At 39.0% G+C, this 21,023-nt stretch carries 21 protein-coding genes and 1 riboswitch; of the genes, 12 read left to right on the forward strand and 9 right to left on the reverse strand.

All coding sequences use genetic code 11. The features are described from left to right. The first annotated feature begins 375 nt into the window (after positions 1-375). Positions 376-1,104, forward strand: coding sequence for a DUF6796 family protein (locus tag GVK91_RS11200; protein ID WP_159728754.1), 729 nt, complete (start codon positions 376-378; stop codon positions 1,102-1,104). A 212-nt stretch (positions 1,105-1,316) separates the two neighbouring features. Here GVK91_RS11200 and GVK91_RS11205 read toward each other — a convergent pair whose 3' ends face one another. The 3 genes from GVK91_RS11205 to GVK91_RS11215 all read right to left on the reverse strand — a co-directional run bounded on the left by GVK91_RS11205 (position 1,317) and on the right by GVK91_RS11215 (position 4,714). Further along, positions 1,317-2,396 (reverse strand): acyl-CoA dehydrogenase, encoded by a 1,080-nt coding sequence (locus GVK91_RS11205; protein WP_159728757.1) that lies wholly within the window; start codon positions 2,394-2,396, stop codon positions 1,317-1,319. Beyond that, on the reverse strand, positions 2,383-3,000 hold the full coding sequence (gene pnuC, locus GVK91_RS11210) for a nicotinamide riboside transporter PnuC (protein ID WP_159728759.1): 618 nt from the start codon (positions 2,998-3,000) through the stop codon (positions 2,383-2,385). The genes GVK91_RS11205 and pnuC overlap by 14 nt, the downstream gene beginning before the upstream one ends. Positions 3,001-3,055: 55 nt before the next feature. Further along, positions 3,056-3,200, reverse strand: a riboswitch (TPP riboswitch). 14 nt (positions 3,201-3,214) lie between these two features. Further along, positions 3,215-4,714, reverse strand: a complete 1,500-nt coding sequence (locus tag GVK91_RS11215) for a malate:quinone oxidoreductase (RefSeq protein WP_120334729.1) — start codon at positions 4,712-4,714, stop codon at positions 3,215-3,217. Positions 4,715-5,226: 512 nt separating this feature from the next. Here GVK91_RS11215 and fabG point away from each other — a divergent pair. Both fabG and GVK91_RS11225 read left to right on the forward strand, forming a co-directional pair. Further along, on the forward strand, positions 5,227-5,970 hold the full coding sequence (gene fabG, locus GVK91_RS11220) for a 3-oxoacyl-[acyl-carrier-protein] reductase (RefSeq protein ID WP_075991942.1): 744 nt from the start codon (positions 5,227-5,229) through the stop codon (positions 5,968-5,970). Positions 5,971-6,136: 166 nt separating this feature from the next. Then, positions 6,137-7,117, forward strand: a complete 981-nt coding sequence (locus GVK91_RS11225; protein WP_159728761.1) for an acyl transferase — start codon at positions 6,137-6,139, stop codon at positions 7,115-7,117. Positions 7,118-7,245: 128 nt separating this feature from the next. Here GVK91_RS11225 and GVK91_RS11230 read toward each other — a convergent pair whose 3' ends face one another. Beyond that, positions 7,246-8,115: a neutral zinc metallopeptidase gene (locus tag GVK91_RS11230; protein WP_153847420.1), complete on the reverse strand. Its 870-nt coding sequence runs from the start codon at positions 8,113-8,115 to the stop codon at positions 7,246-7,248. Between the two features lie 280 nt (positions 8,116-8,395). Here GVK91_RS11230 and GVK91_RS11235 point away from each other — a divergent pair, with 280 nt between their 5' ends. Further along, positions 8,396-8,977, forward strand: a complete 582-nt coding sequence (locus tag GVK91_RS11235; protein ID WP_075991939.1) for an alkylphosphonate utilization protein — start codon at positions 8,396-8,398, stop codon at positions 8,975-8,977. A gap of 84 nt (positions 8,978-9,061) precedes the next feature. Here GVK91_RS11235 and GVK91_RS11240 read toward each other — a convergent pair whose 3' ends face one another. Both GVK91_RS11240 and GVK91_RS11245 read right to left on the reverse strand, forming a co-directional pair. Next, a complete protein-coding gene (locus tag GVK91_RS11240) occupies positions 9,062-9,988 on the reverse strand; it encodes a polysaccharide deacetylase family protein (protein WP_153847419.1) in 927 nt (308 codons plus the stop codon). 270 nt (positions 9,989-10,258) lie between these two features. Next, a complete protein-coding gene (locus GVK91_RS11245) occupies positions 10,259-10,801 on the reverse strand; it encodes a hypothetical protein (RefSeq protein WP_153847418.1) in 543 nt (180 codons plus the stop codon). A 213-nt stretch (positions 10,802-11,014) separates the two neighbouring features. On the opposite strand from GVK91_RS11245, the gene GVK91_RS11250 reads away from it, so the two are divergent. Continuing rightward, complete coding sequence (locus GVK91_RS11250) at positions 11,015-11,590, forward strand: NADPH-dependent FMN reductase (protein ID WP_153847417.1); 576 nt, start codon at positions 11,015-11,017, stop codon at positions 11,588-11,590. A 33-nt stretch (positions 11,591-11,623) separates the two neighbouring features. Here the strand turns inward: GVK91_RS11250 and GVK91_RS11255 are convergent, their stop codons facing one another. Both GVK91_RS11255 and GVK91_RS11260 read right to left on the reverse strand, forming a co-directional pair. After that, the gene (locus tag GVK91_RS11255) at positions 11,624-12,490 is read right to left on the reverse strand and encodes an aminotransferase class IV (RefSeq protein WP_159728763.1); all 867 of its coding nucleotides are present in this window, start codon (positions 12,488-12,490) and stop codon (positions 11,624-11,626) included. A 19-nt stretch (positions 12,491-12,509) separates the two neighbouring features. Continuing rightward, positions 12,510-13,556, reverse strand: coding sequence for an RluA family pseudouridine synthase (locus GVK91_RS11260; protein ID WP_159728765.1), 1,047 nt, complete (start codon positions 13,554-13,556; stop codon positions 12,510-12,512). A gap of 18 nt (positions 13,557-13,574) precedes the next feature. On the opposite strand from GVK91_RS11260, the gene GVK91_RS11265 reads away from it, so the two are divergent. The 7 genes from GVK91_RS11265 to GVK91_RS11295 all read left to right on the forward strand — a co-directional run bounded on the left by GVK91_RS11265 (position 13,575) and on the right by GVK91_RS11295 (position 20,333). Then, positions 13,575-14,522, forward strand: a complete 948-nt coding sequence (locus GVK91_RS11265; RefSeq protein WP_227550283.1) for a 1-aminocyclopropane-1-carboxylate deaminase/D-cysteine desulfhydrase — start codon at positions 13,575-13,577, stop codon at positions 14,520-14,522. 188 nt (positions 14,523-14,710) lie between these two features. Continuing rightward, positions 14,711-15,274: an NADPH-dependent FMN reductase gene (locus GVK91_RS11270; protein ID WP_153847414.1), complete on the forward strand. Its 564-nt coding sequence runs from the start codon at positions 14,711-14,713 to the stop codon at positions 15,272-15,274. Positions 15,275-15,352: 78 nt separating this feature from the next. Next, on the forward strand, positions 15,353-15,931 hold the full coding sequence (locus tag GVK91_RS11275) for a DJ-1/PfpI family protein (RefSeq protein WP_153847413.1): 579 nt from the start codon (positions 15,353-15,355) through the stop codon (positions 15,929-15,931). A 9-nt stretch (positions 15,932-15,940) separates the two neighbouring features. Then, the gene (locus tag GVK91_RS11280; RefSeq protein ID WP_153847412.1) at positions 15,941-16,318 is read left to right on the forward strand and encodes a hypothetical protein; all 378 of its coding nucleotides are present in this window, start codon (positions 15,941-15,943) and stop codon (positions 16,316-16,318) included. Positions 16,319-16,565: 247 nt separating this feature from the next. After that, a complete protein-coding gene (gene ppk1 / locus GVK91_RS11285; protein ID WP_153847411.1) occupies positions 16,566-18,635 on the forward strand; it encodes a polyphosphate kinase 1 in 2,070 nt (689 codons plus the stop codon). A gap of 124 nt (positions 18,636-18,759) precedes the next feature. Beyond that, entirely contained in the window at positions 18,760-19,440 is a 681-nt protein-coding gene (locus tag GVK91_RS11290; protein WP_200845597.1) for a M15 family metallopeptidase, read from the forward strand. Between the two features lie 11 nt (positions 19,441-19,451). Next, complete coding sequence (locus GVK91_RS11295; RefSeq protein WP_159728767.1) at positions 19,452-20,333, forward strand: helix-turn-helix domain-containing protein; 882 nt, start codon at positions 19,452-19,454, stop codon at positions 20,331-20,333. On the opposite strand, the gene GVK91_RS11300 is transcribed toward GVK91_RS11295, so the two are convergent. Continuing rightward, complete coding sequence (locus tag GVK91_RS11300; protein ID WP_153847409.1) at positions 20,316-21,023, reverse strand: HAD family hydrolase; 708 nt, start codon at positions 21,021-21,023, stop codon at positions 20,316-20,318. The genes GVK91_RS11295 and GVK91_RS11300 overlap by 18 nt on opposite strands.

The raw sequence follows: 21,023 nt of genomic DNA on the forward strand, positions 1-21,023 counted from the left end.
AACTCCAAACTTTAAAAAGGACCTTTCAAAAGATTATTTTAATATTAGCTATTATTCATATACCCATTCTACAGAAATAAAACCTAAATAGAAATAAAAGAAATACACGGATTCAATAAGATGAAGAGTAACGCAACCTATATAAGGTATAATTTATTGAATCAATTTAATGTTTAAGCAGGTAGTTTGAATGGAAAAACCATCACATACAGTCAATGGTTAAACTATTCCTTTTGGCGGATACTTTATTCCTTATAACAGCTCTCAAAATAAAAAGAGTCTCTTAGTTTTGCATCGGATTCTTTGTAACAAATCATGATTGGAGATCAAGTACCTCGGTGAGGTGGTCGAATTTCAATATTAAAATATCAACGTATGAATTACCAAAAACGACTAAAATGGGCATTTATTTCAGGCATAGCTGGCGCCATATGCTGGATTGTGGGCGATATATATGTCGCGGGCTTTGATGTAGATCCCAAAAACTATCCTCTTTTTTATAGTACATATTCCGAAAAGGTTGACGTTGGACTTGCGACTTTAATGCTAGAAGGATCAACCAACCGCCTCATGTTTGGGGCATTAATTGCTGCGATGACAGCAACTTTATTTCTACCTGGTGTTTGGTTGGTATATCAATACATTTTGGATAAGAATACATGGTATGCCAGGGGAACCTACTATTTACTGGTTATCAGTGTGATGCTTATGCCTTTGGGGCATGCTGTTTTCTATTTTACGGGAGAGATCTACAAAGCAATCTATAACACCGATCCTGTCGCCCACCCCTATTTGTTAAAAATCGCCGCTGGCTTTCAAAAAACAATGTTTATCACATGGGGGACAGCGATCATCACGATGTTAGTCGCCTATTTAATATTTTCAATTTTTATATTTGCTGGTAAAACTAATCTACCAAAATGGGCAGGATTGATCAGTCCGCTATTTCTTACCATTTACCAGCTTCCTTTGAAATTAATCCTACCTCCATCTGACTTAAGAGGATGGATAGGAGCTGCTGCATTTAATATATCTTATTTGATTTTCTTTCTATTGCTTTTGTTTTGTTTCAAACTACCTTCGGAAAAAGAGACATCACAATAACAGCTGACTAGGATAATAACGGCTTTTGAGTGAACACAAAAGAATTCAATCTCCACCCCATTAGGATTTTTAAGGCGTTCCAAATTAGGATCCCCATAGATAGTAGCACTAGTTTCGGTTACAAATTGAACACCTAAATTGTATCGGCAAAACTCCCGAAATCTTCATTTGTCCTTTAACAAAAAAGACTATCCTAGGATAGTCTTTTTTGTTTATAAGCTCTTTTGCAACAACTTGTGTTGCGAAGCCGTAAAAATGTTCCGGAAGATTATATTGATTTCATGTTCGATGGCGGCCCCTGAAATTCCGGTATGTGGATAGAGTCTTATTGTATTTGTCAAGATAGATTCCACAAAATCTCGACTTTGTATCCCTATCTGTTCATAAATTGCTGCATTATCATTGCCATCATGAAGATTTTCCCAAGAAAGAGCGGCCAAATTCATTATTGCTTCCGTCCGATTAACATAATCTTGCTGAAAGTCATCAAGTACCCTAAACGCTTCTCTACTTTCAGTCTTCTCCCATTTGGATTGATTGCTTTTTAACACAAATAGTTTTTCGATTAAATCCAAAAAGCGCTTATACATTCCCGTAAAGTTGGCCAGTAAAGTCAATTCCGCAAAAGGCATAAAGGGATATTGATACAACAGCTCGCTACGTGTACTTTTTGCCGCATCAATCTCAAAAGACTGCCTACCATCAACAAGTATGTCTTCCAGCGAAAAGGAATGCGAAGCCGTAGCCTCCAATCCAAATGTATCCCAGTCGTAATGCACCAGTACATGGTCACGATCCACAAAAAATGATTTTATTAGTGGTTCACCTTTTTCGTCCAACACGGGTTTTCCTGCCTCCTGAATTGCAGCATTTAAGGTAAAATAGGTTAAATGAGGAGCACCGGTAGCATATCTCCAAAAACCGCGGAGCCGATAATGTTCACCTTCACGTGTAGCTGTACCTGATGCCTGTCCACTGCCGCCAAAACAAACCCGATCCGTTTTGAAAATCTGATCTCCTAAAACCGGATCAATAAAACCGACAAAGAGATTTGCTCCTGAGCATAACGTTACTGTCCAAGCTAATCCCCCATCCCAATAAGCCAGATCAGCCAATAAATTGAGCCCTTCAGGTAGACTTAACCCCAATCCACCCAATGCAGGTGGAACCCAAATCTTAAACCATTTCCGACGAAAAATAAGTTTCAGTTGTCCATCCGACAATGTTTTCTGATGGATTCCCTTAGCTTGATTATCTTTCAGAATAGCAATATCTTCGCTACTGAGTTGCATATCTTTCTTCACTTATTATTCTCCTCCAATTAAAATATCCACTAAATGCCATAACAAATAAAAACAAAGTCAAGCCCGAATAAAGAAATAACCCTTTATGGATCAGTAAAGGAATTGCTATCAGATTACTGATATTCAACAATATCCAATTTTCTATCTTCCGTTTTGCCAATAACCACATCCCTGCCCAAGCTGTACAGGAAACTGCAGAGTCCCAAAGTGGTACATCAGAATCCGTTAAATGTACCAATCCGAAATAAAACAACAGAAAACCGAGAGCGCAGATTCCCCCTACTATCCACCATTCTTTCGGCTCACAATGCGTTATGGGAGCTGCAACATCACTACTATATTTCCAATAGATCCAGCCATAGATGCTCATGATCAAATAATAAAGATGTAGTAATATTTCTGCATATAGTTTCGCATGGAATAATACGTAAACAGAAATTAAGATACCAATAATCCCAAAAATGTAATTGATCGATTTATTTTGCCGGGAAAACCAAACCTGTAAAACACCAAAGGATACCCCTAGCCACTCCGCGATGGTGGCCTGTTGGATCTGTTTTATAAAAGCTTCGAAAATTGTTTCAGAAGTCATCGCCTTGTTTATTATTTCGTGTAATTCATAATAAACCTATGGGAGAAAAACGGACGTTTTTATTGAAATTAAATCCCTACGCCAGCATTACCTGGATCAGGTATATAAAAGCGATTGTACAAGGAGGTACAATCGCTTTTATTGGGTATAATCTCAGCCGAGAATGACCATGGTCATTCCAAGCACCCCATAAGTATATTTTCTGTCGAATTGATTATTCTATATCAATCAATTTCAACGCTTTGTGCGTACGCGTACGCGTTTCTTTACATAGTTGCGCATCATCGTTCAATGATTTCCCGTGTGAAGGAATCATTTCACGTAGTTTTTTACGGTATTCATCTGATTTCGCACGTTCAGGGAAACATCTCTTCAACAGGCTGATCATGATAGCAACTGAGGTCGAAGCTCCAGGAGAAGCTCCTAATAGCGCTGCAATAGAACCATCTGCACTAGAAACGACCTCTGTACCAAATTCTAAAATTCCACCTTTCTTTTCATCTTTCTTGATGACCTGAACACGTTGTCCTGCTTTCTCGATAACCCAATCCTCCAATTTAGCTGTAGGCATAAATTGTTTTAAAGACTCTAGTTTATCTTTTGGTGACTTCATGACTTCAGTAATAAGATACTTCGTCAAAGGTAAGTTGTCAAGTCCGGCTGATAACATCGGACGGATATTGGACAGTTTGATAGAAGCGGGTAAATCGAAGTAAGAACCTTGTTTTAAGAATTTAGTTGAAAAACCTGCATAAGGTCCAAACAATAACGCTTGTTTGCCATCAATATAACGTGTATCTAAGTGCGGTACAGACATTGGAGGAGCTCCAACAGAAGCTTTTCCATATACCTTCGCATGATGTGTATTAATGATTTCTTCATTTACACAACGTAGCCATTGGCCCCCTACAGGAAATCCGCCATAGCCTTTCGCTTCCGGTATTCCAGATTTTTCCAACAATAACAACGAGTGGCCACCGGCCCCAATAAATACAAACTTTGCTTTGATTTCTCTCTTTGTTCCTGTCTTTAAATCTTTGACCTCCACTTCCCAACGGCCATCTTCTTCACGTTCGATGTCGATTACTTCATGGTTTAAGGAGATCGAAATATTTTCTTTATTTTCAAGATTAGCGATCAAATCACGTGTCAACGACCCAAAATTAACATCAGTACCCAGATCCATTTTTGTCGCAGCGATTTTTTCGTCGGCCTCGCGTCCTTCCATCATCAATGGAATCCACGATTTCAACAATGCCGTATCTTCGGTATACTCCATCCCTTTAAACAAGTTTTGGGTCGTCAATGTTTCCCATCTTGTCTTTAGGAATTTAGCATCTTTTTCACCAAAAACCGCACTCATGTGTGGAATACTACGGATAAAATTTTCAGGTTGGGCAATAATGCCTTTATCAACGAGGTAGGACCAAAATTGCTTAGACACTTCAAATTGCTCAGCAATTTTAACTGCTTTATCAATCTTTACAGAACCATCTTTCTGTTCGGGGGTATAATTTAACTCGCATAAGGCAGAGTGACCCGTGCCAGCATTATTCCAAGCGTCAGAACTTTCAGCAGCCACAACATCCAAACGCTCAAGAATTTCAATATTAACGTCTGGGCTTAATTCATTGATTAGAGTACCCAAAGTAGCACTCATAATACCGGCGCCGATCAGAACAACGTCAACTTCTTTATTTGATTTTTTGCTCATGTTTTTGTGATTGATGCAAATTTAATATAGTTTTTGGTAAACGTCCAAGTCTTTTGTCAAAAAACTGTACTTTTTAGAACCACTTATTCAAAAATACCATTGATTTATTAAAATAATCCTAAGTGAGCGATCGCTTACCGTAAAATTTTAAAATTGTTTCCTGAAAACACTCCCCCACTCCAAGATAAACACAAGGTCAGCACACAATGTTTTTCTATTTTAAACCGTTATTTATCGAAAGATTTTGTGTTATAATATAGTTTTAACATTTTTGCAGAACATCGAAAGGCAATAGTGTACACAATAGCTAAAAAACAAGATCATTTATTCGCTAATACGACGGCATCGAAAAAACACAAGCACTGTGGTATAACCAAGATAAACCAAATGGAAACGAGTTCATGTTTCGTATTGAATTCCAATAACAGACGGGCTGTGAGAGAAAGACAGCGCGTGGAAAATGGACATAAATGCCCAAGTGTGAATAATTGAAGAACAAATAACTTATACAGATGAAAATACTTGAAGGAAAAATTGCTTTAGTAACAGGAGCATCAAAAGGAATCGGAAGGAAAATTGCGGAAGTGTTTGCACAACATGGTGCCAACGTCGCTTTTACATATCTTTCTTCTGTCGAAAAAGGACAGGCGCTGGAACAGGAGCTTCAAGCTTTCGGCACCAAAGTGATTGGTTATCGCTCTGACGCTTCAAAATTCGAAGAAGCAGAACAATTAATCAATGCGATCGTTGCCGATTTTGGAGGATTAGATATCGTTGTAAATAATGCCGGTATCACAAAAGACGGCTTGTTAATGCGTATGACCGAAGAGAATTGGGATGATGTATTAAATGTCAACTTAAAATCTGTCTTTAACGTTACAAAAGCTGCTTCGAAAATTATGATGAAAAACCGTAAAGGTTCATTTATCAATATGTCTTCAGTTGTTGGAGTTCAAGGAAATGCTGGTCAGGCAAATTATGCCGCATCGAAAGCTGGTATTATTGGGTTCACAAAATCTATCGCTAAAGAATTAGGTTCTCGTAATATCCGTGCAAACGTAGTTGCTCCAGGTTTTATACGTACCGAAATGACTGATGTACTGGATCCTAAAGTTGTGGCTGGATGGGAAGCCGGAATTCCATTGAAACGTGCTGGCGAACCAGAAGACGTTGCCAATGCATGTCTTTATTTAGCATCTGATTTATCAGCATACGTAACCGGACAGGTTCTTCCTGTTGATGGTGGTATGTTATAAAATAAACAGGCTTAGGTTAAGTTTTCTTAACTTGACCTAAGCCTGTTCCCTAGTTATATTTCAGGGCCTATCCTGATCTATTTCTACGAAACACCTATACACGCCACAATTAACGGTGTTCTTTTCCAAATTTTAGTTAATTTTGTCTATCAAATTTTTAAATGCTATGACGAACTGGAAGGATTTTTTTGACATTAAAACAGAGGATGATTTTAATCAGCATTGTTTAGATACCTACCAATTCCAAAGCCAGCATTGCAAAGTTTATCGTGACTATATCAGACTCCTTGGGCGAGAAAAAGACCTTATTCAGCACTATACGGATATTCCTTTCATGCCCATCGAATTTTTTAAGACTCAACAGGTTATTGCTGAAGGAATGGAGGCTGAAATCGTATTCTCGAGTTCGGGTACAACAGGTATGGTCACCTCAAAACATCTGGTCGCTGACCGGAGTATATATGAGCGAACTTTTCGGAAGATTTTTGAAAGTTTCTATGGTCCGCTAAGCAACATCGCCGTCCTTGCATTGCTCCCATCCTACCTAGAGCGAAGTGGTTCGTCGCTGATCTATATGATTGATGATCTCATGAAGCAAAGTGAACAACCTGAAAGCAATTATTTTCTCTATAACCACCAAGAGCTTTACGATACACTTATTAAGCTCAAAAATAAAGGCACAAAGACCATCCTCTTTGGCGTAACGTATGCCCTACTCGACTTCATTGAACAATATGCCTTTGAATTTCCTGAACTGATCATTATGGAAACCGGCGGAATGAAAGGTAAGCGTAAGGAAATGGTGAAACAGGAAATCCATAAACTCCTGGAAGAAGCCTTTTCTGTCCATGGTATCCATTCTGAATATGGCATGACAGAGTTACTCTCACAAGGCTACTCTTCAGGTCAGGGAATATTCTATCTTCCCAAATGGATGAAAATCTTGATTCGAGATACCAATGATCCTTTAAGCCTGATTCCTTTGAATAAAACTGGCGGTATCAATGTAATCGACCTCGCCAATCGCTACTCGTGTTCATTTATAGCCACACAAGATTTAGGCAAAGTATATCAGGATGGATCTTTTGAAATATTGGGACGTTTTGACCAAAGTGATATTCGTGGTTGTAATCTCTTGGTTCAGTAATGATCTAACATGATCAGCGCGGCATTTGCCAAACGGCTTGGTTCCCTCAAGGCAAGTTGCCTATACCACAATAAAAAACACCTGGTCTTAATGCACGGCCAGGTGTTTTTTTATTCGAATTACGATCCTTATTTCAGACTCGGATCTTCAAAGGTGTTGCCCGATCGCATATCCCCTGAGTCATATCCTTTTTTAAACCATTCCATACGCTGGGCGGATGTACCATGTGTAAATGATTCAGGAACAGCATAGCCCTGTGCTTCCGTCTGTAATTTATCATCACCAACAGCAGCTGCAGCTTTCATCCCGTCCATTATATCATTATAATCAATTTTTACATCTGTTAATTCATTGATGTAATGCGCCCATACACCAGCATAAAAATCCGCTTGCAGCTCGGTCATAACGGAAATCCTGTTATTTTCACGCTCACTCAGTTTCCCTCGGGCTTGATTGGTCTTCGGCAATAATCCCACCAATTGTTGGATATGATGTCCAACTTCATGCGCAATTACATATGCCATAGCGAACTCTCCCTTTGCACCGAATTTATCCGACAGTTCTTTACTAAAGCTCAGATCCAGATAAATCTTTTGATCACCCGGACAATAAAAAGGTCCGTAAGAAGCCTGCCCCATACCACAACCATCCGTTTGTGTTCCCCCATCGTAAAATACGAGTGTTGTAGGGGTATAATTTTTCTGCATCTGCTCTTTAAACAGCTTTGCCCAAACATCCTCGGTACTCTGAAGTACAGTTAATGAAAATTCAGTTAGTCTTTTTTCCTCAGGATTTAACTCACGCGGCTGTCCCGACTGTTCAGTTTGCGCCCCCATATTTTGGGCTTGCTGTAAGAGTTGCATCGGATCTCCACCCATCAAAAATCCAATGACCAAAACAATAATTCCACCAATTCCTCCTAAAGCAATTTTTCCTCCCCCCGACATTCCACGACGGTCCTCAAAATTACCACTTTGCTTGCCTCCTTGCCATTTCATAGTATTCCTATATTACAGTTAATAATCTTTTCTAATGTTGGTTAAACACAAATTCGGTACCAATGTTCTACATGAAGTAAATTTATTTGAAGAAAAAATTTACTTCACTTTACCTCATAGCCCGCATCATATAAATAAATCTACCAGCAAACAAATGAAAGTCATAAGCAAAAACAATGCTTTATAAGAGTAAAAACAGGAATTATTTCCCTAAGTCGTGATATTCGTCATTGCACATCAAAGCAAATTTGGCTAAGTTTGGGCTTTCAAAAAAACTGACATGAAATTAGAAGAACAATTACAAGCGAGAGCTGGCGGGAAATGTGAGCTGACAGGCGAAGATGCTACTTTAATTGCCTACACATTACCACCGGAAATAACATCAAATTTGGACAATACTTTACTGATTTCAGAAACATTGGTCAATCAGCTCAACAAAACGGAGCAATTAAATCCAGACGACTGGAAATTCCTTCCAAATGCGATGTGGTCCGAAAACCCATCGGTGCAAATTGTATGCTGGCGTATGTTAAACCGATTAAAAAATGAAGGCTGGGCGTCTGAAGCACTGGATATCCTCTATCTCGACGATGAAACACTATTGGAAGCTAAGAAAACTGGAGATCATGAAAATGATGGCTATGTTTCTTTTCATGAAGATAGCATCGGGCAACGACTGTTGGAGGGCGATACTGTTGTTCTGACAAAAACGCTTGACGTGAAAGGTTCCTCCTTAAAAGCGACTTTAGGCACCGTGGTTAAGAATATTCGACTAGTAGCAGACAATATCGAACAAATTGAAGGAAAGATTGAAGGTCAAACAATCGTTATACTGACCAAATATCTCCGTAAACAAAATTAAACTAGACTTTTCGACTAAATAATTAAGGCTTAAACTGGTGTTCATTCCTGTTTAAGCCTTAATTATTTAGATAGATAGCTGTCACTATTGCGGATAATTCCGCACAAATTCAAAACGATAGTTTGGATGTTGTTTGAGACTATCGATCAAATCCGATAATAACCGCTGTCCTTTTTTCGTTTGATACATATTATCATGTGTCAATAGCACAACATTGTTTTTCGTATAAGAGGTACCTTTACGAAGTAAATTCTTCATTTGGGTATACAACTGATTCACCGATAGGTCTGGCTTCCCTGTAACACCATTAATCTTCCACTCACAGTCCCAACCAATTACTTTATAACCATTCTGGTGTAGTAACTCGGCCGTCGAAGCCCCACTTTTCAAATCAACCTTTTTACGGTCTCCGATATACCAGATATTTCGTCCCGGCAACCGCACTATTTTATGTGTTAAACCCAGTGATTGCTCAGCAAGTTCAAAATCTTCAAAAGCCGTCTGTGGATTCGAATAGAAAGTACTGTATTTATTGTGCGCATGCCAGTAACTGTGGTTGTAACAATCCACTAAAGGATTATTCTTATAACGTTCTGTAAAACTGTGTAATTTTTTACTCATTTTGTCATGATTGCCAATCAGAAAAGCATTAATTTTGATGCCTTTAGCAGTCGCAATGGAATCAAGGTGCTGGCTTCCATTCAGTGGACCATCGTCAAAAGTGAGATAAATATAACGTGGAGAAACTGTATCAGTCAACAATACTGTCGTATCTTTAGTCCCTTTGTAGTCCACATTTTCTTCCATTTTTGTAATGGTGTCTTTACGCAGCGAATCCACTTTACTTATAGAATCTTGCACAGCAAGCAAACTATCCTTTTTTGGCGGCATAGAGTCAACAGCTCCCACATTTTGCACCTTATTTGTCCCACTTTGATTGCAGGAGTAAAATCCAAAAATAGATATACTTAACCCTACCCATACAACACCCGAATTAACCACTTTTCTCATCACAAAAATTAACTTACACATTACAATTATTTCCCAAAAACTCAAAATCGCCTAAAATAGGCTGACCTCAGTCCCGTGTAGCGCAAAATTAATATATTTTTCATTAATCAAGCTGTTATGTTATTTAATTTATTGTGCATGTACACTAAAAGCTTCATGATTCCGCAAGCACCCAAAGCTACGAATGCAAACAGCGTGTTATTTCTGGCCAAAAAAAAGGAACCTATATTTATATAGATTCCTTTTTTATCATGTTATTCAACTACTCGATTAATCTCTATGTCTTCCTCCGTGACCGTTACCACGCCCATGTCCGTTTCCATGCCCTTGGTTATTGCCACGTCCATGTCCATTTCCTCTATCGTATCGACGGCTTTCTCCCCATGAATGTTCGCGCCTTACACTACGCTCGCTGGCAAATGAATACCCGCTACCACCGTGGTGGTTGTCACGGATAGATACTTGTCTTCCACGGTAACCGCCATAACGGCTTCTATACCGATCGTGGTGATGCCATGGTGTGCGATCGTTAATAACCACTTTATGAGCCCGATAAAAATCGTAATGTCTGTATCTCCTCGGTAAACTTGCTCTTCTTATCCAGCCGCCATTATCATAATAAACGTAACATCTCGCGGGTACATCGTAATACATATTGTATTCTGGAATATAATAATAACGAGCATAATCATAACCTACTGGCCCCCAGCTTGGCTGACTCCCAATATTGACACTAATACTGACTTGCGCTTGTGCAGCTCCCGCTGTAAAAAGGCCTGCAATAATCGCCGCCGCGTAAAACAATTTTTTCATAAGTAGCTCCTCCCTCTAGTTTGTAATTTCTTCTTTACAATACGACAACAAACAGTGTGCAAAAGATTAATGTTCAAATGTTAATTTTTGTTAACACAACAATAAGAGCTTCATTTTAAACAGGTTGAATATGATTATAGTTAGCAATAAAACCGCAAACTTTTTAGTAGGATCAGTTGTTCAGATCATACAGACTTTAATGAACTAATCACAATGAGTATATATAACGTAGGAATATTGGTTGGTAGCTTACGAAAGGAATCTTACAACAAAAAAATTGCGCAGTTTATTCTTGAACAAGAGGAATCTAAATTTGGCTATCGCATAATCGATATCAGCGAGCTTCCCCTATATAATCAGGATGTTGACGATGTAGGAAATCCTCCTCCGAGCTATGTGCGATTTCGGAAAGAGGTTGCGTCCCTGGATGCTGTACTTTTTATTACTGCAGAGTATAATCGTTCTATTCCTGCAGTTTTAAAAAATGCGATTGACGTGGGTTCAAGACCCTATGGAAAAAATAAATGGGATGGTAAACCTGGCGCAATAATTTCTTCATCAACGGGAGTTTACGGAGGCTTTGGCGCCAACCACCATTTACGTCAGTCACTAGTCTTCGTCAATATCTTAACGATGCAGCAACCCGAAGCTTATTTGGGCAGTATAACAACATGTATTGGTCCCAGTGGGACTATTGAATCACAAAAAACCAAAGATTTTCTACGCAGCTTTAAAAATGCCTTTGAGCAATGGGCTGAGCGAATTATACATACAAAAGGTCAGGATTAAATCCTGACCTTTTGTATGTATAATCAAATTATTCTAGTCCTGTTCATCACTGACGTCATAGTTCCAATGTTGTAATTTTTCCTGCAAAATCCGCGATATCTTATTGAAATAGCGCTTTTGCTTATAGCCCATTACCCATTGTACGCCCTGTACAGCATTGGTACAGAAAATCTCATCCGCCCGTTTCATGATTTCGGGGCTTATCTGTGCCTCAACAACCTCTATACCTTCATCCTGTGCCATGTCCATAACTACCCGGCGCATTACTCCTTCAATACATCCTTCGGATAACGCTGGTGTATAAAGTACCTTTTCATAATAGACAAAGATATTTGAAATCAAGGATTCACATAGATAACCTTCCTGATTTAGAATCAATACATCATCAAAAGCCATTTTCTTTTTATAGATGCCAGCCAACACATAAATCTGCGCATTTAAAGATTTAATCTTTGAAAGATCGCTATACGGTTTTTTGAATTCACTGTACAGCCCTACAATCAAACCGACCTTCTTATCGCGAAGATTAGGTTCTATGCGCTGCACCTGCAAAACAAAACCAGGTTTATTACTCGTTGGACTATACAATCCGCCTCCAGATCTAAACACGATCAATCGGATACGAACCTGCTGCCCCAACATGTTGTTTTTACGGATTAATTCTTCGGATCTCGAACGAATAAAAAATTCATCGAACAGGTTCGCATCATCCAAATGAATCAACTCCATTCCTTTCTGTAAACGCTCGACATGAAAATTTAGAAAGCGGATATCACCATCCTTATACAGCATCGTTTCGAATAATCCATCCCCATAACGGAAACCTCTATTCTCAATGCTAAATATTTCCTGATCTTCCGGCACTACACTTCCATTGAAATTGATATAGTTTGTTGGCATCTTAATTTTGTTCTAAATTTTAATCATTTTCTATAGCCATTGAATTTGCCGCATATCCGCGCCACTTTTCTAAAGCTAAACGAAAATCTTCCGGAAATGGTACCTCAAAATACATATTTTCTTTTGTAGAAGGATGGATAAATCCCAATACTTGCGCATGAAGGGCTTGTCGCGGCAGTAATGAAAAACAGTTATCCACAAACTGCTTGTACTTTGAAAACACGGTACCTTTTAAAATCTTATCTCCACCATACATTGCATCATTAAATAACGGATGACCAATAGATTGCATATGCGTACGAATTTGGTGTGTACGCCCTGTTTCTAACTGACATTCTATTAAAGTAACATAGCCCAGTCGCTCCAAAACTCTGTAATGTGTCACTGACCAACGCCCTTTGTCTTCACCATCATACATCGCCATGATGCGTCTGTCTTTTAGATGACGTCCAATATAACCTGTAATTGTTCCGTCCTCCTTTAAATCACCCCAAACTAATGCAATATACTTACGGGTAATGCTGTGATCGAAAAACTGTTTTGCCAAAAAGGCCATTGATTTTTCATTTTTAGCAATAACCAATAGTCCGGAAGTGTCTTTATCGATTCGATGCACCAACCCCGGGCGATCGGAGTTTCCTGGGAGCTGTGGCAGCTGCTGTATATGATAAGTTAATGCATTTACCAAGGTTCCCGTATAATTATTATATCCTGGATGCACGACCATTCCCGCCTCTTTATTCACAATCAGCACGTCGTCATCCTCGTATTTGATATCCAATGGAATGTTTTCAGGATAAACTTCGTTATCCCGTGGTGGATCAGGTAGCACCAATGTAATCACATCATCAGGTCTAACCTTATAGCTCGCCTTGATCTCCTTACCGTTAACCATGACAGAACCTGCTTCAATAGCATGCTGAATTTTGCTCCGCGTAGCATTTTCTACCCTGTTCATCAGGTATTTGTCAATGCGGAGTAATGCTTGTCCCTTATCCACCTCAATACGTAGATGCTCAAATAATTCTTGTTCTTCCTGATCTTTCGATCCTATTTGTTCTGTCATGCTACAAAAATAAACCAAATGAAACAATTTTCGTTAAATTTGTTTTCATTTAATGTTATGTTGCCCTTCAAAATCCATAGCCCCGAAACTGAATTGTGCCTCCCAGCCTGGGAGAAGAAGCATATTAAAGTAACACTTAAGCGCGATGACCTCATCCATCCTTTTATTTCAGGCAATAAATGGCGAAAATTAAAATATAATCTGGAAGAAGCCCTGCTGCTTCAGAAAAATCATCTTGTTACATTTGGTGGAGCATGGAGCAACCATCTTTTAGCTACCGCTTGCGCCGGAGCTACCTTCAAGTTTAAAACAACCGCTTTTGTTCGAGGTGAAGAAGGGGTTAACAACCCTGTTTTAGCGATGTGCCGCCTTTTTGGGATGCAGCTCATTTACGTCGACCGCGAATCTTACCGAGATAAAGAAAATTTATACAACACCTATTTTGGTCAGGATCCAACGACGTTCTATATACACGAGGGTGGTTACGGCATGCTAGGAGCAAAAGGTTGCTCCGAACTCGTTGATGAACTCCAACATGAATACCAGCATATTTTTACCGCCTGCGGCACAGGAACAACATTAGCTGGAATAGCCAATGCTATAGAAAAACGAGATCTATTTACCCGCGTACACGGCATACCTGTTTTAAAAAATGGGGGCTTTATTCAGGAGGAAGTCGATCAACTTTACCCCAACATCACCCCTCCTATTTTACATCTTGATTATCATTTTGGTGGTTATGCAAAATCCAATACCGACTTGCTCGCCTTTGTGCAGCATTTTATAGCTGCTACAGGAATCATGATCGAGCCCACCTATACCGGCAAATTACTTTATGCCGTAGATGATCTGATCAAAAAGGACTACTTTACCCCCGCAGATCAGGTACTCGTTATTCATACTGGCGGACTTACAGGCCTGCTTGGTATGTACGAACGTTTCAATTTTATTGATCTACATCAATAAATACGCTAGAACGCCGTACAGAGACATTTGATTGACATTTATTCAGCAATTATATCGTAAGTTTGACCAGATTTTAAAATAAAACATAGCGAAAACATGCGAAATTCATGATTTTCTAAAGGCAACAACTAGGTCAGTATAGGGTAGTTTTGCCCCTATTCAACACCTCATAAATTAATGATATAAAGATGAAAATATTAGCATTTGCAGGAACAAGCAACAAAAATTCAATCAACAAAACGTTCGTCACAAGTACTTCCAAATACTATAAAGAAGCAGACGATATCATCGAATTGCTAGACTTAAACCATTTTGAAATGCCTATCTATTCTTACGACAAAGAAGTTGAGTTGGGCATTCCACAATTGGCGCATGACTTTGCAGCTAAAATGGACGCAGCAGATTTCCTTTTGATTTCTTTGGCCGAACACAATGGGTCATATACTACAGCTTACAAAAATATTGTTGACTGGGTTTCGCGTATTCCTAACCGCAAATTATTCAATGGCAAGCCTGTTTTTTTATTGGCTACTGCCCCTGGTCCAATGGGAGGTGCCACGGTATTGAACACCGCAGTAAACCGAATCACTTGGGATGGCGCCGATATATTAGACTCCTTCTCCCTTCCTGAATTCCACAAAAACTTTGAAGAAGGTAAAGGTATTATCGATCCCACTTTAAGAAGTCAATTAGAAGCTAAAGTGCGTAAAACAAAACGTGCACTTGCCGAAAAATTAGCCGTGCAAGGTTAACAAAAGATTAACAAATAATCATTGTGAATACCTCTTTTAATATGTAAATTGAAAACCTATTAAAAGAGGTTTTTTGATATGGCAAAAAAAATATTACTACTTGTAGGTGACTTTGTAGAAGATTACGAAGCAATGGTTCCATTTCAAGCAATGGGTTCAATAGGATTAACGGTAGATGCAATTGCTCCGGACCGCAAAAGTGGAGATGTAGTTCCCACAGCAGTGCATGATTTCACTGGTGATCAGACTTATAAAGAACTGCGCGGGCATAATTTCGCAATCAATAAAGATTTCGACGCGGTAAATGTCGAAGATTATGACGGTCTATATATTGCTGGAGGGCGATCGGCAGAATATATTCGACTCAACAAACGTGTTTTGGAGATTACGAGACACTTCTTTGAGCACAATAAACCTGTGGCAGCAATATGTCATGGCATCCAAGTGTTGACAGCAGCAAAAGTACTCGCAGGTCGCACATTGACAGCTTATGTTGCTGTGGGTCCCGACATTGAACTAGCAGGCGGCACATGGAAAAACATCCCTGCGGATCAAGCGGTCGTAGACGGCAATTTGGTCACCTCTCCTGCTTGGCCAGGACACCAGGCAATTTTAAAAGAGTTTTACAAATTATTAGGTATAACAATTACAATTTAAGTATTTTTAATGAAGAAGAATAAAAGGCTATGGCTTTTGGTCATACCGATTTTAGTGCTGTTGGGTTTTATTTTAAAAGATAGCTTCAATCAGAAAAGTATTGAAGATCTACCTGGAGGTTTTAAGGAAGTCGCTTTCGTCAGAAATGAACAAAATAAAGGTGGTATCATACGCATTTATGCCGTTACTGTGGGCGACCTGTTGAATGCGGATTATTCTGCCTGTCTTGATTTAATGCCTGTTAATGATTACGGAAGTACAACAACAGTGTACTTCTTCGATCGAAGTGCTCCTTATCCGACAAGCTTGTCAATTGACACGCCACATTTTGACACGACGAAATACAAAGCTCTTCAAATTTCCAAAAAGTACGGAAAGAAGAAATAGACGAAACCAAACATAATGACATATCCCTCAAAGTCTGAATAGACCTTTGGGGGATTTTTTTTGCCATGCAGTGCAACACCTTGTAGCGGTCATTGCCAGGGAAGAAGAGCAGTGGTAAAAATGCACCTTTAAAATTCCGGTCTACACACATGAACAAAAAATAACTTAATAATTCTTTAACACAAAAAAGTTCGATTATCCCCTGTAGAGCTATAGTTTTGCTTTTTAAATTTACGTATATTTAGCTATGGCGAAAAAATTTATTCCTAGAGACGTTAGTTGGTTGAGCTTTAATGGCAGAGTACTTCAGGAAGCTGCGGACGAGACGGTCCCTTTACCCTTAAGAATCAAATTTTTAGGTATATTTTCCAATAACCTCGATGAATTTTTCCGTGTGCGTGTTGCAGGTCTAAAACGGGCTATAGACCTGAAAGACAAAAGTGCCAACCAATCCTTCTACGAAGATCCACAGCTCATATTAGAAGAGCTCAATATCCGGGTAATCAAGCAGCAAAAGAAATTTGACAGTACGTGGAATCGTATCCAAAAAGATATGGCCAAACAGAGTGTCTATATTAAGACCAGTGAGGAACTGAACCCCGAACAACAAAAGTTTGTGAGCGATTATTATCAGGATGAGGTGGAATCGAACGTCATTCCTTTGATATTGGACGATGTACGACCTATGCCCTATATTCGGGATAAGAGCCTTTACTTGGGTATTGCGATGGGAAAACAGGAATGGCAGTATGAAACCAAATTTGCGCTCATCGAAATCCCTACCAGTCAAAATGGACGCTTCGTACAATTACCTTCGCCAAAAGATGAAAAGCATATTATACTTTTGGAGGACGTTATCAAGTTTAATCTTCCATTAATATTTTCCTATTTCGGTTTTGATGTATTCAATGCACATGTCTTTAAAGTAACAAAAGACGCCGAATTTGACATTGACAATGATATCAACACGACGCTGGTTGAGAAGATAAGCAAAGGGGTAAAAAACAGAAGAAAAGGTAAACCTACCCGGTTTATTTTCGATCAAGAGATGGACCATAAATTGGTAGAATTCCTGATCAAGAAACTTAACCTTTCAAAAAAAGACAGCATCATTCCAGGGCAAAAAATACACAACTTCAAACACTTCATGGATTTTCCCAATGTGTTTAAATCCTACAATCAGCCCTTGGAACGAACGTCCTTTCCACATCCTTATTTCCAAAATTACGAACGTGTAACGGATACCATATTAAAAAAAGATGTGTTGCTCTCCTTTCCATATCATGAGTTTAGACCGATCATCGATTTACTTCGGGAAGCAGCAATGGATCCCGATGTAAAAACGATCCAGATTACGGCATACCGCTTAGCCTCGAGTTCAAAAATTGCAAATGCCTTGATTAACGCAGCCCGCAACGGAAAGGAAGTCACCGTGATGCTTGAACTTCGTGCAAGATTTGATGAAGAAAACAATTTGGACTGGAAAGAGAAACTTGAACTGGAAGGCATTAAAGTACTGACCGGTATTCCAAATAAAAAGATCCATGCAAAACTATGTGTGATAAAAAAACGTATTGGGATGAAAACGATCCAATATGGTTTTGTCAGCACAGGAAATATCAACGAAAAAACGGCGAAATTATACGGAGACTATTGCCTCTTAACGAGTAATAGGGATGTTATTGCCGATATAAATAAGGTTTTCAATTACCTGAGACGTCCCAAATCAAATCCGGCTGAAATTATCAAAAATTGCAAAAGTCTTTTGATATGCCCAACGGATATGCGTAGAGAACTTCTACACTATATCGACCAGGAAATTACCGAAGCAAAGGCTGGCCGAAAAGCATACATCATTGTCAAGGTAAATTCACTCAGCGATAAAGAAATGATTAAAAAGCTCTATGACGCAGCTACAGCTGGTGTCAAAATAGATCTTATTATCCGGGGAATCTACTGCGCAACAAATCAAAAAACGTTTAAATTGCAAATGAATGCCATTTCAATCGTGGATGAATATTTGGAGCATGCACGTGTGATGTATTTTTATAATGCTGGCCGAGAGCTGCTATTTATTTCCTCTGCGGACTGGATGACAAGAAACTTGGATCATCGTATTGAAGCAGCAGTAAAAATAACAAGCAAAAAAATCAAGGAGGATTTAAAAGAAATGCTTCAGATCCAGCTCAAAGATAATGTCAAAGCGCGGATACTCAATAATTCCCTGAGCAATCATTACGTCGAGAATAAAGAGGCCCCATGTCGTTCACAGATAGAAATATACAATTACCTGAAAAAAAAATTAGCTGATCATTAGTGGCCTGTCTATCAATAGGAGCGCAAATTGATCAATAAACCGAACTGGGTTTTATACCTATTGATACAGACGAGAATCAACGTTTTTATTATATTAATTAAGACACAAGTTGTATCTTCATTCCATGAAATTCAACTTGTGTCTTACATTTGGCTTAAGCCTTTTCACACTTTGCCTCCGTGGGCAGGAAAAGATCATGCCTTCAGATTTTGTATACGTCAAGGACATTATCCCTACGATAAGCTTAGAAATGCGTTATTTCGGCAGTCACAACTTCACCGGAAGGCCGATTCAAGGTTATGAAAAACCAGTCGCTATTTTAACTAAACGCGCAGCGCTAGCACTGCAGCAGGTCGAGAACCATTTAAATAAAAAAGGTCTTGGCTTGAAAATATTCGACGCCTACCGCCCGCAACGTGCTGTTGACAACTTTAAAACATGGTCCTTAAACACCAATGATACGATCGCAAAAAAAGAATTCTACCCGCTTATCAATAAGAAGAATTTGTTCAATCTAGGCTTTATTGCGTCCAAATCGGGCCACAGCCGGGGCAGTACAGTAGATCTAACGCTCATTAGCTTAAAAGATCAAAAAGAGATTGACATGGGTGGACCTTTTGATTTTTTCGGGGCAGTCTCACATCACCAATACGCGAATCTGACAGCCCAACAGAAAGAGAACCGAAAGATCTTAAAAGAAGCGATGGCTAAATTTGGCTTTAAAGCTTATGATAAGGAATGGTGGCATTACACCTTGCAAGATGAACCCTATCGTAAAACCTATTTTGATTTTATCGTAAAATAAACATGTCTGTAATGGAAACTTCCATCGAACACAAGGGCTTTTATGTTTTTCATTTTAAAGGCAACAAATCAAAACCCGTCTTTAGTTCCGAGCAACAGCACATTTTATCAAAAGGTGAGCTCTATTCACTCTGTTTAATAAAAAAAGGTGAAACTTCCTTCATCATTAATAATGAACGGGTACAAGTTGCTCAAAATCACCTATTGTTAACCAATCCTTCTTCGCGAGTTAATGGCTCTTCGGTCGTCAAATCTTGGGATTGTGAGGTATATTTGATTTTCTTTACGCTGGATTTTAGCTTCAAACTGGATTTCCAGGAGGATTTCTTCGAGGTCACCAAGAAGTCTCTTGCCTTAAATGACAGCTACATCTGGTCGCTATCGAACCAAGATTCAACTAACTTATCCAACTTATTTAAACAGTTTATTCATTACGATCGACAAGGGTCTAGCTATCTTTTCAAGAATCAGATTATAAAGTCATTAACGGAAATATTATTTTGCGAAATAGCCCGTCTAGGAAGCCAAAATATGCGAAATACACCAGCTATTCCCTCTCGGAAAAGAGAGATACTTGCCAATTTCCATTTGCTCCTAAAAAAGTCGTTTCATAAAGAACACATGGTGCAATTTTATGCGATGGAACTTGGTATCACAGCAAAACACCTATCCGTAATTACGAAAGAACTAACCGGAAAATCAGCAATAGAACTTATTCAGAACGTCTTAGTGGAGGAAGCAAAATCGTTACTTTGCCAGGGGCTTTCCATCGGAGAAATTGCGGTGAAATTGCATTTCTCGGATCAATCCTTTTTTGGTAAATTCTTTAAGCGAAATGTTGGAATCTCGCCTAAAGAATTTCGTCAGAATCTTTATTTAAACAAAGTCGATTAAATCAAAGATACTTGTAAATTGTTGGTCTGCAGCTGAAGTATCTTGCAATTTATCCTCGCCCCAAGTCTGCCCTTTCAACCATAAGGTCTGGCAGCCAACGGCTTTGGCAGGTACCATATCTTTACTATAGGAATCACCCACAACCAATACATCTTGCGCAGGAAGACCTATTTTAGTCACACCTAAAGCATAGATTGCAGGATCAGGTTTGCGTACACCGACGACAGCAGACTCCACAACAGACTGAAAATATGGCAGGATACCAAAATCGTCAAGTACTGATTTTAAATTACCATAAAAATTGGACACCATGACAATTGGATATTTTGCATGAAGTGAATTTAACAGTGGTTTTACCTGCTCAACTGTATTCTTTGCCAGCGAATAACCGTCAAAGGCTATTTTATGAGCTAATGACCGATCTAGGTCGTACCCTGCAGCAATAAGATAATCAAATTGTACATTGAGCTTTGCTTCAAGCACTTCTAAAAAATTAAACTGCGGTTTAATGATAGGCTGTAAAGCCATCTGACGTTCCGCGTAGGTATAGGCCTCCTGAAAAGCGTTCAAATTTACAGGAACCTGATATTTTTCATAACCCGACCAGATAACAGCTCCCCAGTGGCCCCCGTTAGTGTCTAAGGTTCCACCATAATCAAAAATAATCCCTTTAATATTAAACTTATTCAT

Source organism: Sphingobacterium sp. 18053 (genome assembly GCF_902706145.1).
Classification (GTDB): domain Bacteria; phylum Bacteroidota; class Bacteroidia; order Sphingobacteriales; family Sphingobacteriaceae; genus Sphingobacterium; species Sphingobacterium paramultivorum.

Coding starts and splice junctions, on each gene's coding strand:
- GVK91_RS11200 (WP_159728754.1), top strand. CDS start 376: ATGAATTACCAAAAACGACTAAAATGGGCATTTATTTCAGGCATAGCT.
- GVK91_RS11205 (WP_159728757.1), bottom strand. CDS start 2,396: ATGCAACTCAGTAGCGAAGATATTGCTATTCTGAAAGATAATCAAGCT.
- pnuC (WP_159728759.1), bottom strand. CDS start 3,000: ATGACTTCTGAAACAATTTTCGAAGCTTTTATAAAACAGATCCAACAG.
- GVK91_RS11215 (WP_120334729.1), bottom strand. CDS start 4,714: ATGAGCAAAAAATCAAATAAAGAAGTTGACGTTGTTCTGATCGGCGCC.
- fabG (WP_075991942.1), top strand. CDS start 5,227: ATGAAAATACTTGAAGGAAAAATTGCTTTAGTAACAGGAGCATCAAAA.
- GVK91_RS11225 (WP_159728761.1), top strand. CDS start 6,137: ATGACGAACTGGAAGGATTTTTTTGACATTAAAACAGAGGATGATTTT.
- GVK91_RS11230 (WP_153847420.1), bottom strand. CDS start 8,115: ATGAAATGGCAAGGAGGCAAGCAAAGTGGTAATTTTGAGGACCGTCGT.
- GVK91_RS11235 (WP_075991939.1), top strand. CDS start 8,396: ATGAAATTAGAAGAACAATTACAAGCGAGAGCTGGCGGGAAATGTGAG.
- GVK91_RS11240 (WP_153847419.1), bottom strand. CDS start 9,988: ATGAGAAAAGTGGTTAATTCGGGTGTTGTATGGGTAGGGTTAAGTATA.
- GVK91_RS11245 (WP_153847418.1), bottom strand. CDS start 10,801: ATGAAAAAATTGTTTTACGCGGCGGCGATTATTGCAGGCCTTTTTACA.
- GVK91_RS11250 (WP_153847417.1), top strand. CDS start 11,015: ATGAGTATATATAACGTAGGAATATTGGTTGGTAGCTTACGAAAGGAA.
- GVK91_RS11255 (WP_159728763.1), bottom strand. CDS start 12,490: ATGCCAACAAACTATATCAATTTCAATGGAAGTGTAGTGCCGGAAGAT.
- GVK91_RS11260 (WP_159728765.1), bottom strand. CDS start 13,556: ATGACAGAACAAATAGGATCGAAAGATCAGGAAGAACAAGAATTATTT.
- GVK91_RS11265 (WP_227550283.1), top strand. CDS start 13,575: ATGAAACAATTTTCGTTAAATTTGTTTTCATTTAATGTTATGTTGCCC.
- GVK91_RS11270 (WP_153847414.1), top strand. CDS start 14,711: ATGAAAATATTAGCATTTGCAGGAACAAGCAACAAAAATTCAATCAAC.
- GVK91_RS11275 (WP_153847413.1), top strand. CDS start 15,353: ATGGCAAAAAAAATATTACTACTTGTAGGTGACTTTGTAGAAGATTAC.
- GVK91_RS11280 (WP_153847412.1), top strand. CDS start 15,941: ATGAAGAAGAATAAAAGGCTATGGCTTTTGGTCATACCGATTTTAGTG.
- ppk1 (WP_153847411.1), top strand. CDS start 16,566: ATGGCGAAAAAATTTATTCCTAGAGACGTTAGTTGGTTGAGCTTTAAT.
- GVK91_RS11290 (WP_200845597.1), top strand. CDS start 18,760: ATGAAATTCAACTTGTGTCTTACATTTGGCTTAAGCCTTTTCACACTT.
- GVK91_RS11295 (WP_159728767.1), top strand. CDS start 19,452: ATGGAAACTTCCATCGAACACAAGGGCTTTTATGTTTTTCATTTTAAA.
- GVK91_RS11300 (WP_153847409.1), bottom strand. CDS start 21,023: ATGAATAAGTTTAATATTAAAGGGATTATTTTTGATTATGGTGGAACC.